Annotated in this window: 10 protein-coding genes; 3 read left to right on the plus strand and 7 right to left on the minus strand. The window is 37.7% G+C overall.

Features of this window, described 5'->3' with window-relative positions; all coding sequences use genetic code 11:
• Positions 1 to 118: 118 nt before the first annotated feature.
• The 6 genes from I597_RS06890 to I597_RS06915 all read right to left on the minus strand — a co-directional run bounded on the left by I597_RS06890 (position 119) and on the right by I597_RS06915 (position 8,544).
• A complete protein-coding gene (locus tag I597_RS06890; RefSeq protein WP_035327763.1) occupies positions 119 to 715 on the minus strand; it encodes a hypothetical protein in 597 nt (198 codons plus the stop codon).
• Positions 716 to 917: 202 nt separating this feature from the next.
• On the minus strand, positions 918 to 1,844 hold the full coding sequence (gene mdh, locus I597_RS06895) for a malate dehydrogenase (protein ID WP_035327767.1): 927 nt from the start codon (positions 1,842 to 1,844) through the stop codon (positions 918 to 920).
• A 683-nt stretch (positions 1,845 to 2,527) separates the two neighbouring features.
• On the minus strand, positions 2,528 to 3,532 hold the full coding sequence (locus I597_RS06900; protein WP_035327768.1) for a DUF6588 family protein: 1,005 nt from the start codon (positions 3,530 to 3,532) through the stop codon (positions 2,528 to 2,530).
• A gap of 133 nt (positions 3,533 to 3,665) precedes the next feature.
• A complete protein-coding gene (gene gyrB / locus I597_RS06905) occupies positions 3,666 to 5,609 on the minus strand; it encodes a DNA topoisomerase (ATP-hydrolyzing) subunit B (RefSeq protein WP_035327770.1) in 1,944 nt (647 codons plus the stop codon).
• Between the two features lie 178 nt (positions 5,610 to 5,787).
• The gene (locus tag I597_RS06910; protein ID WP_035327773.1) at positions 5,788 to 7,140 is read right to left on the minus strand and encodes a hypothetical protein; all 1,353 of its coding nucleotides are present in this window, start codon (positions 7,138 to 7,140) and stop codon (positions 5,788 to 5,790) included.
• A 51-nt stretch (positions 7,141 to 7,191) separates the two neighbouring features.
• Positions 7,192 to 8,544 carry a UDP-N-acetylmuramate--L-alanine ligase gene (locus I597_RS06915; RefSeq protein WP_035327775.1) on the minus strand — a complete coding sequence of 451 codons (1,353 nt, stop codon included), beginning with the start codon at positions 8,542 to 8,544 and terminating at the stop codon, positions 7,192 to 7,194.
• Positions 8,545 to 8,839: 295 nt separating this feature from the next.
• Between I597_RS06915 and ftsY the strand changes: the two genes are divergently transcribed.
• Genes ftsY through I597_RS06930 form a run of 3 tightly spaced genes read left to right on the plus strand, consistent with a single transcriptional unit; the run spans position 8,840 to position 11,859 of the window.
• Positions 8,840 to 9,793 (plus strand): signal recognition particle-docking protein FtsY, encoded by a 954-nt coding sequence (gene ftsY / locus I597_RS06920; protein WP_035327777.1) that lies wholly within the window; start codon positions 8,840 to 8,842, stop codon positions 9,791 to 9,793.
• Between the two features lie 13 nt (positions 9,794 to 9,806).
• On the plus strand, positions 9,807 to 10,139 hold the full coding sequence (locus tag I597_RS06925; RefSeq protein ID WP_035327779.1) for a hypothetical protein: 333 nt from the start codon (positions 9,807 to 9,809) through the stop codon (positions 10,137 to 10,139).
• A 37-nt stretch (positions 10,140 to 10,176) separates the two neighbouring features.
• The gene (locus tag I597_RS06930) at positions 10,177 to 11,859 is read left to right on the plus strand and encodes an amidase family protein (protein ID WP_035327782.1); all 1,683 of its coding nucleotides are present in this window, start codon (positions 10,177 to 10,179) and stop codon (positions 11,857 to 11,859) included.
• Between the two features lie 47 nt (positions 11,860 to 11,906).
• On the opposite strand, the gene I597_RS06935 is transcribed toward I597_RS06930, so the two are convergent.
• A complete protein-coding gene (locus I597_RS06935; RefSeq protein ID WP_236626655.1) occupies positions 11,907 to 13,085 on the minus strand; it encodes a serine hydrolase domain-containing protein in 1,179 nt (392 codons plus the stop codon).
• Positions 13,086 to 13,174 lie beyond the last annotated feature (89 nt).

Below are 13,174 nucleotides of genomic sequence, written 5' to 3' on the forward strand. Positions count from 1 at the left end.
AATCTCTGAAGGTTGATAAATAATTAATTGATAATAATTGCCACTTCTGGGTATTGAAGCAGCGTTGTGGATATTACAACTAGCCACTGGCTAGACTGTATATATCTAGGTGAAGTTGTTAAGAAATAGGTCCAGCACGTACTTGTGGTATGCGGTACTGGATATTTTTTAATGCGATAGCATTGTACCTATAAAGTGTATAGGTTGTGTGTGTATTACTATTTTCTTCTCTTGCTTGCTGGTTATTAAAAGCAGCATAGGTGTCAAAGCTTGTAGCACGTGTAGTCTCAGACTTAGGCTCAACAATATGACCAGCTGGTCCATCAAAATCGCTAGTATTCTGAATTTTATAGATGTCCAGCTCGTAGTACTCTGCAGGAGCCTCACCAGTAGGGTAGTCGTCAGAAGTAGTTGTATAAGCTTGACTACTATTTTCTTTGCTAAATATTTTTTGGATCTCAGATACGTCTAGATCACTGTAGTAACTGAGTTTGAGCGTTCCATCTGCAAGCTCTTCAACTTTGATATTACTTACGTCTACATTTTCTAGTTTGCTCTTTACAAGTGCAATGGCATCTTGAGTGTTATGCACACTGTTTTGAGAAGTAGTAAATTTTATGAGAATCTCCTGGTTAGGTACAGCATTTTGCTCCAAGCTTATTCCTAAAATAGCTAGGGCAATAATAAATGTGTATAAGTACCACTTGTTTCTCACAAATTGATGTTTATTCATCAGGAGACAAATATAATATTCTCAGGTTAAGTACCCAATGTTTTAAAGACTACTTATTAGCATATTTAAAGGGGGTGTAACGTGTTATTTTGTTAGTTTTTAAGTATTCCGCTTTCGCGAAAGCGTAAAAAAAACCTGCTACATTTAAGTAACAGGCTCTTTATATAGAGTTATGTAGGCTGTATTATAGCTCTAATAATCCGTTAGTTTTCTTAACGCCTTCTGCACTTTCTGCAAGGTGTGCTTTTTCTGCATCGTCAAGGTTGATCTCTACTATTTTTTCGATTCCGTTTTTACCTAGTACTACTGGCACACCGATACAAAGATCAGAAAGACCGTACTCACCATCTAGTAGTGTAGAACAAGGGAATATTTTCTTTTGGTCACAAGCAATAGCCTGTACAAGACCTGATACTGCTGCTCCTGGTGCGTACCAAGCAGAAGTTCCGAGAAGTTTAGTAAGTGTTGCTCCACCTACTTTGGTATCTTCTTTTACTTGAGTAAGACGATCGTCAGAAATAAATTCTGATACTGGTACACTGTTACGAGTTGCAAGACGTGTAAGTGGTACCATTCCTTTATCTGAGTGTCCACCTATTACCATACCATCTACATCTGAGATAGGAGCTTCTAGAGCTTCTGCAAGACGGTACTTAAAACGTGCACTATCAAGAGCACCACCCATACCGATGATACGGTTTTTAGGAAGTCCAGTTACTTTATGAGCTAGGTAAGTCATTGTATCCATAGGATTAGATACTACGATAAGGATCACGTTAGGAGACTCCTTTACAAGACTTGCGGCAACACTTTTTACGATACCTGCGTTAATACCTATAAGTTCTTCACGAGTCATACCTGGCTTACGAGGTATACCAGAAGTAATTACCGCGATATCACTACCAGCAGTTTTTGAGTAATCACCAGTAGTACCTGTGATTTTTGTATCAAAACCGTTTAAAGAAGCAGTTTGCATTAAATCCATTGCTTTACCTTCGGCAAAACCTTCTTTAATGTCTACTAATACTACTTCACTAGCAAAATCTTTTATTGCGATATATTCTGCACAGCTGGCACCTACGGCTCCAGCACCTACTACGGTAACTTTCATTGGATATAATTTTTAATATTTATGTTGATTTATAAAGCTTTTCACGGCTGCTACGAAAATACGATATATCCCTCTTTTTATGTAATCTATCTTGATAAAACTGTCTTAAGAGAATTCAAAAAAAAATCCCTGTCGCTACAAGTAGTGACAGGGATATAACAAGCCTGAATTCACAATCCAAATGAATCAAAATATTATGTTGCTTGTTTTTTAAACCATTTCAAATACCCAACTTAGAATAGTTTAATAATCAACGTATGATTACGCTGATGTAAATGTACTGCGACTTAAAAAAAAGGATTGTTTGTTAAACGTAAATTTAGTTAGATGCACAGATATGTGTATTTAATCTGTAATTATTGCTTTTTATCGATTTTAAATTTATTTTCACTCGATAAAGTGCATTCTGTGTAAGAAAAGAATTTGCAAAAAAAATCCCCACTATTAAGATAGCAAGGATTTAAGTATGACTAAATTCTTTAAAATTAAACCCCTACATCTAATTATAAGAAAATAGCGAAAAGTGTCAAACACTCATCATATACTACTGCAATTTAAATATTATTTGAACCTTTAAATTACGAGCCGATAAAACATCAATCAGATTGTTTAAAACTACACTTTGTCGATTATAACTTACTTTTTATCGATATTAGTTGAATAAGATGAGAGCTTTAAGATAGTTACAACCTGTACATAACTGCTAGGTTAGAATTTGTAAATCTCCCTACCGTTAAGATGTGAGATAAGCTCCATTTTGAGAAATGATAGCTCACCCCAATCTCACCTCTTATAGCGGTTTTTTGCGTATCAATTTTTTCTACTAGCTGATTTAAAATTGATAAAAACTGACTTTCTTGACCATTGAGTGAAAAATCATAATCGCTCACTGTTATTCCCAGATTACCCATAAACTCAAATTGCTTAAGTTTCTTAGAAGTTATAAGTTGAAAAAGCATCGAATTTGAAGCTATTTCCATACCGTCTACTTCTAGAAGCGTAGTTGTCTCTGTGTCATCTGGATTATCTATAGTAAAGGCATCTAATTTGATGCTTAGGTCAAACCGAGCGTATGAAGCAGCGATAGCATACTGCAGTGATTCTGGATTTTCTTCTTTAGAGCTGTATTGATTGAGGTTATGTTTAAGGCCTATACCATAAATATTATATGCCGCATCTTCAATGGGTATTCTAGGGGAATAACGTAAGGTAACCTCTGTCTTTTTCCACAAGCCTACAGAGGCCTGTAGAAAGGGGTGAAAAAGCACACTTTGTTGTACGCCTTCAAAAGCTTGTAATTCATTAGGTTCATCGCCTATGGTAAAATCAAAAAAGGTTGAAGTCTCACCACCTAATGCACTCGGTATGATAGCGCTGCTCGAACCATTACGAATGATAAAATTATTGAAATCTGAATTTGAGACTTCAAAACTACGCTTACTACTGGGCGTAAATAGCGTGTTAAAGTGCAAAGAAATTTTGGTTTCGAATAATCCTAATGAGTGGGCATTATCTACCCAAGCTGCAGAAGATTGAAATGAGCTTGCCTCTGCACCGGGTGTAATAAAACCTTCAGAAATAAAAACTAGGTCTTGTACAGTGTTTTCTACATCTTCAAAAACAGATTGGGCTTGAAGCGAAGTGCAAATAATTAAAATGATAATACAAAGGCGTAGTTTTAGATTCATAATCTTATAGGTTTCAGTACGAGTATGGGAAAATACTATTTATCAAACTATTAGAGAATTGGTAATGCTATTTAAAATAAAAAAAGGCTCTAAACCTAAGTTTAGAGCCTTTTACGTATATAATTAAGAGTGTTTAAGCGTCTATATTTGCATAGATAGCATTCTTCTCGATAAACTCACGGCGAGGTGGTACCTCGTCACCCATAAGCATAGAGAATATTCTATCTGCTTCTGTGCCATTATCTATGGCAACCTGGCGTAGTGTTCTAAATTCAGGATTCATAGTCGTATCCCAAAGCTGCTCTGCATTCATCTCTCCAAGACCTTTGTATCGTTGTATAGATACACCTTGAGTACCCAGACGTTCTGCTATTGCATCTCGTTCTTTATCATCCCAAGCATATTGCTTTTTCTGACCTTTTTTAACCAAGTATAATGGTGGTGTTGCGATATATACAAAACCTTTTTCTACTAGCTCCCTCATATAGCGGAAGAAGAAAGTAAGAATAAGAGTAGAAATGTGACTACCATCTACATCGGCATCACACATAATAACTACTTTGTGATATCTAAGTTTTGAAAGGTTAAGCGCTTTACTATCCTCTTCTGTACCAATAGTTACACCAAGAGCGGTGAAGATATTTTTAATCTCTTCGTTTTCAAAAACTTTATGTTGCATTGCTTTCTCAACGTTCAAGATTTTACCACGCAGTGGTAAAATGGCTTGAAACTCACGGTCACGACCTTGCTTAGCCGTTCCACCTGCGGAGTCTCCCTCAACAAGAAATACTTCACAAACTGCAGGATCTGTTTCAGAACAGTCAGATAATTTACCAGGTAAACCACCTATACTCATTACCGTCTTACGTTGCACCATCTCACGCGCTTTCTTTGCTGCGTGACGAGCTTGAGCTGCAAGAATTACCTTTTGAACAATGGTCTTAGCATCATTCGGGTTTTCTTCCATATAGATCTCAATCATCTCTGCCACTGCTTGAGATACTGCAGATGTAACCTCACGGTTACCTAGTTTAGTTTTAGTTTGCCCTTCAAATTGTGGCTCACTTACCTTTACAGAAATAATAGCTGTAAGACCCTCACGGAAATCATCTCCCGCAATGTCAAACTTAAGTTTATCTAGCATTCCAGAGGCATCTGCAAACTTCTTAAGTGATCCCGTAAGACCACGACGAAAACCTGCAAGGTGTGTTCCTCCTTCGTGTGTATTAATGTTGTTTACATATGAGTGTAAGTTTTCTGCATAGCTATCATTATAAATCATAGCAACTTCTACAGGGACACCATTTTTCTCTCCCTCCATTGAGATAACGTTCCCTATTATAGGATTACGGTTACCATCTAAGAAGCGTACAAATTCTGAAAGACCTTCATTGGATTGAAAAGTTTCATTTTCAAACTCACCATCTTCTTTCTTATTTCGCTTGTCAGTAAGTGTTACAGTAATACCTTTATTAAGGTAAGCTAGCTCTCTTAATCTTGAAGCAAGCGTGTCATAATTGTACTCTGTAGTTTGCTGGAAGATAGAATCATCAGGAGTAAACGTGACTTCGGTACCTGTAAAATCTGTGTCACCTATAGCTTTTACTGGGTATAATGCTTTACCACGTTCATACTCTTGTTCCCATACTTTTCCTTCTTTATAAACCGTAGCTTTAAGATGGTTAGAAAGTGCATTCACACAAGATACACCTACCCCGTGCAGACCACCAGAAACCTTATAAGAGTCTTTATCAAATTTACCTCCGGCACCTATCTTAGTCATTACTACTTGTAATGCAGATACACCTTCCTTTTTATGAATCCCTACAGGGATACCACGACCATTATCTCGTACCGTGATTGAGTTATCCTCGTTAATAGTAACATCTATAGCGTCACAGTAACCTCCCATAGCCTCATCTATAGAGTTGTCTACCACCTCATAAACCAAGTGGTGCAAACCTCTAACTCCTACATCTCCAATATACATCGAAGGACGCATACGTACGTGCTCCATTCCCTCAAGGGCCTGAATACTATCTGCCGAATATTGCTTTTTATTAGCGTCGTCGCTCATATTATAATTCTTAAAATATTGTCTAAAAACAAATATAAAGAAAGGGTCTCCAGAAAGGTCTTAAAAACCCTCGAAAACCCTTGAAGTTATTAACATTTTGTGGAAAAATACAAGCCTCTTTTTAGCGCAATTTGTGAGGTGCATTTTTACGCTTTCGCGAAAGCGGAATCTAAGCTAGTTAATTGCCAATTTGTAAGTGATTCTCTTTATAAATCATTGGATATTTAGACCTCGCTGAAGCATCATCTCTTAGTTGAGGATGACTATTGTAATCAGTTCTCAACTGATAGATAGCTTTTTTGTAACCTATCATAAATTCCAAATAATCTTCTACTGAAATATCTTGATTAATGGAAAAAACAAACGCAGTATCACTTTGTGCGCCTTCATAGATATATGAGTATATCGAATCTTTGATGGATGTCTTAGTGTTTTTGAAGGAAGCAATATTTAAAGTGTCTACGTTTTTATCTAGTATAAATTCTTCAAAAAATCGAGGTGGTGGTGGAGGGGGAGGATACTCTTTTGAGTTAGACCATTTGTTATAAAGTTCTTTTGATGTGAAAATACGATGTTTGTAATAGATCTCCCATAAAGTCTCAGAGTCAGTAATTGTTATTAATACCTTATTTGCATTGATTAATAGAAGTTTTTCAAATAATGTGTCTAGTTTATTCCATTTGATAGATTTATCAATATAGAAAACAGCATCATATCTATAATGAGATTGTTTAGATTCTAGGATAGACATCTGGACGTCGTGATAAGTCAAGAAACGATCCCATCCAAAAAATTTGATACTATCATTCTTCTCTGTGACTTTAAATCTAATTTGATTCTGATGTGAATCCATAAATATGTCTTCACTATACTCGCTCTCAAGTTTAAATTCTGGAATATTTGCAAATGATCCAGTTATAGCTTGAAGATTGCCTTGCTTATCATAAGCATTTATATTACTCAAAGCGATGATAAATACTAGTAGACTCAGTATAGCAAAGTGAATACTCATTTTTGCGATTGTATACCCTTTTAAAAATCTCCTTAGACTTTTTACTTGGTCAAAGAATAAAACTATGGGTAATAATGCTATTGCATAAGCAATCTCCTTAAATACTATGGAACTGTGGGATATTATAATGCTTCCTATTGTGAGGGATAAAATCTTTAAAATCCAGAATATTGCAGTTGGGGTAAGAGCACTTTGATCATTTATAATTCTCCTCCCAGATTTTCTTTTTTGACTACTTGTGTCAGTTCCAGAAAAAATAAAAGCTATGCTAATTGTGTTTCCTAGCGCGACAGAAATTGAAGAAAAGAATAGCGCAATATAATTCCGTGTATCTGTATCTAGAGTATTATCTGCGTTATATACAAATGCTAAGTGTACGCTTTTCAGGAGTATAAAAAGATACTGCAAGAAGTAATAGAAGATAACAGCGGTTAAAATCCCTAAAACAATACCTAATAAGAATTTTCTTTTTGAGAATTCTTGTAGCGTTATTTTATGAAGAAATTTCTTTGAACCCAAATGTGTGTTGCTAGATTGTGTTCTAAGTTGGTAGTGATAAACTTGTATTTGTTACACCAACCCCTTAACCTCCTCAAAATCTAACCCGCCATAATTGCCGCTACTCATAAGCAGTATGGCTTTATTTTTAAGCTCTTGTTCAAATAGAAAGGCTTTAAAGTCTGCGGGGTCTGTAAATATGGTAAGGTCATCACGTTTAAATGCTGCTGCGATTTGCTGCGCTGTGATAGGTTCTAGTTTTTTGATTTCGACAGCCTTTGGTGAGTAAAAAACCACCGCCACATCTGCAGCATCTAGTGCTCCTTGATATTCGCTTAAAAACTCAGGATTCAGACTGCTGTAAGTATGAAGCTCTAGACAGGCTACAACAGTATGGTCACCATATTGTTCTTTTACGGCACTTGTGGTTGCAGCTACTTTAGAAGGACTATGCGCAAAGTCTTTGTAAATGACCGTGTCTTTACTTTTGGCGATAAGTTCTAGTCGCTTGCTGGCTCCTTTAAAGGTTGAGATGGCTTCATAAAAATCTTCTTCTATAACACCCATATGCTGGCAGATCCATTTGGCACCGGCTAGGTTATTGAGATTATGTTTCCCAAAAACTTCTATAGGCATCGCACCATCTGGAGTTTCTAGTAGCGTCTCTCCATTTTCTACCGTGTACTCAGGTGTCTGGTAAGGATATTTTTTAATGTGAGCAGTGGCATTCTCTACTACTTTTACCACATTTTCATCTTCGGTATTGTACACCATTGCACCACCGTTTGTCATTGAGTCTACAAAAATCTGAAACTGCTCCACATAATTATCAAACATAGGAAAGACGTTAATATGATCCCAAGCAATACCGCTTAGTAGAGCAATATTAGGTTTGTATAAGTGAAATTTTGGTCTGCGATCTATAGGGCTACTCAGATACTCATCACCCTCCAGCACCATAAAATCTGCGTCATCTGTCATTCTCACCATTGTGTCAAAGCCCTCTAGCTGTGCACCCACCATATAATCTACCTCTTTATCCCAGTAATGCATCACGTGCAGTATCATAGAGGTGATGGTGGTCTTACCGTGAGATCCTCCTATAACGACCCTAGTTTTGTCTTTTGCACGCTCATATAGATATTCTGGATATGAGTAAATGTTGAGACCTAGTTCTTGTGCTTTGAGCAGCTCTGGGTTGTCTTCTTTTGCGTGCATTCCTAAAATAACGGCATCGAGATCGCTTGTTATTTTTTCTGGAAACCAGCCAAATGCTTCAGGTAATAGTCCATATTTTTCAAGTCGAGATTTTGACGGGTCAAAAATCGTGTCGTCACTACCTGTTACGGTCTCTCCTTTGTGATGTAAAGCAAGTGCTAGATTATGCATTGCGGCTCCACCTATGGCTATAAAATGAATGTTCATATGTTGTAAAAGTCTTTATCGTAAAAATAAGATTTCGATTCCAAATGTGCGAGTATTATAAGTTCTATTTTGGGTGTGAGTACGCTTTCGCGAAAGCGTAACAAAAAACATTTTCTTCTATTAAACCTCGCTGTCAAAACACTGTTACGACTGCAAAAAGGCGTTTGTTTATGCAGAAATATTGACGCTCTGCGAGTTGTCTGTACTGACATAACGACATTCTCAGTAAAAGGCACTATTTTTGTCTAACCGATACCAACGTTCTGCTTACGGAACACAGAAAACGCACAACCAAATGAGTTTCTTCAAGAAAATATTTTCAAAAGAAAAAAAAGAAACCCTTGATAAAGGGCTAGAGAAGACAAAAACGAGCTTCTTTGATAAGATGAGTAAGGCAGTTGCCGGAAAGTCTAAGGTAGATGATGATGTACTTGATAATCTTGAAGAAGTTCTTGTTACTAGTGATGTGGGTGTAAAAACCACGCTTAAAGTAATCACGCGTATAGAAGAGCGTGTGGCCAAAGATAAGTATGTAGGTACAGATGAGCTTAACAGGATACTACGTGAAGAAATTGCCGGTCTACTAAGTGAGACAAACACAGGTAACGCAACCGAATTTGAAATCCCATCGCAAAATAAACCACACGTGATTATGGTGGTAGGTGTAAACGGTGTAGGAAAAACAACCACTATAGGAAAGCTTGCTTACCAATTTAAAAAGCAAGGTAAAAAGGTGGTACTAGGTGCGGCAGATACGTTTAGAGCGGCAGCGATAGATCAGTTACAGGTATGGGCAGATCGAGTAGATGTACCTATTGTAAAACAACAAATGGGAAGTGACCCAGCCTCAGTAGCCTTTGACGCATTAGAGAGTGGCGTAAAACAAGATGCAGATGTGATTATTATTGACACTGCCGGGAGATTACACAATAAGGTGAACCTTATGAACGAGCTTACTAAGGTGAAGCGTGTGATGCAAAAGGTAGTGGGAGATGCTCCTCACGATGTACTTCTTGTACTTGATGGTTCTACAGGTCAAAACGCCTTTGAACAAGCAAAACAATTTACAGCAGCTACAGAGGTGACTTCGCTAGCAGTAACAAAACTAGATGGTACCGCAAAGGGTGGTGTGGTTATAGGAATTTCTGATCAGTTTCAAATCCCTGTAAAATACATTGGAGTAGGAGAAGGTATAGAAGATTTACAAGTCTTTAATAAAGTAGAGTTTGTAGATAGTTTCTTTAAATAGGCCATCACTTTTTATGAAACTCGATTTTAGGTGGCTTCCAGAACTTACGTTGCGTACCTTACGAGTGGTTGCTATTGGTTTCTTGTTACTTAACCTGTATAGCGTGTATACAGCATACACTGCTGTAAGGAGTGACCTTGTGCCTAAATATCTAACGCAGTACACCGCTTTTCCTCACTATATTTTTATTGCTTTTTACAGTCTCATTATATTTTATATATGGAGAATCCTTAAAGGAGCGATAGCTTCACAATACTGGTGGATGCCCGTAATTGCAGTTGTTATACTTGAGTCTACTAAGTTTTTTATCTACGGTTTCTTGATGTGGGTTAATCCTTTTGGGTGACGCTTTTTGTATTTTTAGTGAACCATAAAAATGCACTATGAAATACTTGTATACCCTCGCGCTCGCAACGGCGCTTTTTTCTTGTAAAAACGAAGCTCCTACTACTGCGGCAGAAACAACTCCGCGATATGTTTGGGAAGCTTATAATGACTCCCTAGATATTGCAAAAACGCAAGCCCTTGAAAATAGCAGAATGCACCTCAAGCTTGTAAACGCAAAGGGGCTCGATAAAAATGATATTTGGAAAGATCTTAATGGGGAGATAAATACGCTTTCGCGAAAGCGTATCTCAGAAATCTCTCCGCTTATTTTAGAACAAGATATCCCGACCATCCAGAAGCACGTTAAAAATGGAGATTACTCATACGAAGAACTGACCCTATTTTATCTAAATCGTATTGCGCGTTTTGAAAGTGATAACAACTTAGCGCTTAACGGAGTCATCGCTCTGAATAAAGAAGTGGTGAAGGAAGCGAGAGCACTTGATACTAAAGATAAATCTACCATAGATGAATATTCTGTGTACGGTATGCCTATACTTTTAAAAGATAACATTGGCGCAGCGGGAATGCCCACAACAGCAGGATCTGTAGCACTCACAGATAATAATGCAGGTGATGCATTTATTACCAAACGCCTCAAAGAAGAAAATGCTATAATACTAGGTAAAGCCAACTTGAGTGAGTGGGCTTACTTTTTATGTTCGGGTTGTCCAGTAGGTTATAGTGCTGTAGGTGGTCAGACCATAAATCCGTACGGTCGTTTACAATTTGAGTCAGGAGGATCAAGTTCTGGATCTGGGGTGAGCGTAGCGGCAAATTATGCCGTAGCCGCCATAGGGTCTGAAACGAGTGGTTCTATACTATCACCTTCTAGCCAAAATAACCTAGTGGGGCTTAAACCTACCATCGGTCTTTTAAGTCGTAGTGGGATTGTACCTATTTCTAGTCACCTTGACACACCTGGTCCTATGACAAAGAATGTAGTGGATAATGCGATTGTACTACAAGCGCTCACAGGTAAAGACGCTGCAGATTCTTATAGTTATGCATCTAGTGGTAATTATGTACAAGCTGTTAAAGAAGGGAACCTTGAAGGAAAATATCTTGGTGTTATAAAGGGATACTTGCAAGACAGTACGTATGCCGCGGCTATCAATAAGCTTAAGGAAACAAAAGCCACACTTGTTGAGGTAGATATGGAGCGAGTTAATATGCCTGGTTTTCTGTCTATCTTAAATATAGATATGAAAAATGATCTCCCTACTTATTACGATGCAGAGGTTGCCCCTACAGTAAAAAATAGAAATATAGAGGAGCTCATTTCATTTAATAATCAAGATAGTCTTGCGCGTATTCCTTACGGACAACAGCTTTTTAAAGGTATCGTTGCAGATAGCACAACCGATACAGAGCTTAAAGCAATCAAAGAAAACCTTATGCAGGTTACTCAAGCATATTTTCAAGACCCACTAAGCAAACACCCCGAAGCTGGTGGTCAACTAGACGCCATACTTTCTATAAATAATTATGATGCTGGCTATGCCGCAGCGGCACACTATCCGGCACTTACAGTCCCTATGGGTTTCACTTCACAAGGAGAGCCTAAGGGAATTACCATCATCACTCCATCTAAGCAGGAAGAAGTGATTTATAATATCGCGGTAGGAGTAGAGCGCACACTTAATGCTAGAACACTACCAGAAGGATATCAGGAGTAAAAGAAGAAATACATTTTAAATGGCTGTTGTCGTCTAGCTCTTAAAAGCTATTGGATAACAGTCATTATTTTTTCCCATAAATCTGTATCAAAACCAGATGGACCTAATAATGACTCTTCAGTTGCATCGCCTAGGCGTATTACTACTAGTCCTTCACTAGGTAAAACATATACTTTTTGATCATCTTTACCTAAACCAGCGATAAGATCATCTGGAGCAGTAGGGATTAATTTTCCTGTAAATGTTGTCGTGGTGCTGGGTAGTCTATAGCTGTCTTGCCCATTAAGCCACCATAAATATCCGTAAGCCTCATTAATATCTTGAGAAGGCGTTGTCATTTCTGTAAAATATGAGGCATCTATTAGTTGATTTCCGTCCCAATTTCCTTCATTGAGCGTGAGTAGTCCAAAACGCGCCATACTTCGAGCTGTACTAAAGTATAATCTAAAATAGCCAAAAGGCACCCAAGCACCCGTCATACCAGTTTGTGACTTAAGCTTATTGTCATAGTAGGTATTAAAATCATCGGGTACAGCTGCTGTTACTACGTCTTGTAATAAGGTGTAAAAAGCGTTATGATAGTACCACTCGGCACCAGCATCATTCAGGTACAGCAGACACTCAGGGTCAGAGCAGTTGGTATCGTCTACTGTATAGTCTCCTCCACTGGTCATCGTGAGTTGGTTACGTATTGTTACCGCTGCTTCCTGTTCTGGAGTCATAGTAGTCCATCCCGTGCCTAGATAATTGCTGGAAGCATCATTTATAGATAAGTAGCCTTCTTGTTGTGCAATACCTACGGTATAAGCCGTGAGCGTTTTTGCAGCGCTATTCCAGCGATGGCTCGTGGTTGCGTCTGTATCTTGATAATAATTCTCTACTACTATTTTTCCATCTTTAAGGATAATAAAAGCGTTGCTATTATTTTCTGCTACATAATCAGTAAGATCTTGTAAGGCTGCAAGATTCCAGTTAAGAGTAGACGGTCCTGTTACTTCCCAGGTGTCACCTGTTATAGGAGGGAAGTATAGATTATTAGTCTCGCCAGTATCATCTGGCTCTTCTGCGATGGTATCGTCAGTTATAATAATTGTATCATTTGTAATGATTTCATTATCTGTTGTTGAACACGATAGACTTATAAGCAATAAGAAATATAGGTAACGCATCATTGAGGCTTTATGATAGGACTCTAAAATATAAAAAAGGATTAATGTAGCTCTCATAATTAAGGAATTGGCAGTTTTTAAAGCTATCAAAAGGTGTAAAATATCAACGTGCTATTTACTATGTTATTTGGCTTATCTTTGCACTC

The organism is Dokdonia donghaensis DSW-1 (assembly GCF_001653755.1).
In the GTDB taxonomy this organism is placed as follows: Bacteria; Bacteroidota; Bacteroidia; order Flavobacteriales; family Flavobacteriaceae; genus Dokdonia; species Dokdonia donghaensis.

Bases quoted from the DNA above. Each gene is read 5' to 3' on its own strand.
- I597_RS06930 (WP_035327782.1), top strand. From the start codon at position 10,177: ATGAAATACTTGTATACCCTCGCGCTCGCAACGGCGCTTTTTTCTTGT.
- I597_RS06925 (WP_035327779.1), top strand. From the start codon at position 9,807: ATGAAACTCGATTTTAGGTGGCTTCCAGAACTTACGTTGCGTACCTTA.
- mdh (WP_035327767.1), bottom strand. From the start codon at position 1,844: ATGAAAGTTACCGTAGTAGGTGCTGGAGCCGTAGGTGCCAGCTGTGCA.
- I597_RS06935 (WP_236626655.1), bottom strand. From the start codon at position 13,085: ATGAGAGCTACATTAATCCTTTTTTATATTTTAGAGTCCTATCATAAA.
- ftsY (WP_035327777.1), top strand. From the start codon at position 8,840: ATGAGTTTCTTCAAGAAAATATTTTCAAAAGAAAAAAAAGAAACCCTT.
- I597_RS06915 (WP_035327775.1), bottom strand. From the start codon at position 8,544: ATGAACATTCATTTTATAGCCATAGGTGGAGCCGCAATGCATAATCTA.
- gyrB (WP_035327770.1), bottom strand. From the start codon at position 5,609: ATGAGCGACGACGCTAATAAAAAGCAATATTCGGCAGATAGTATTCAG.
- I597_RS06900 (WP_035327768.1), bottom strand. From the start codon at position 3,532: ATGAATCTAAAACTACGCCTTTGTATTATCATTTTAATTATTTGCACT.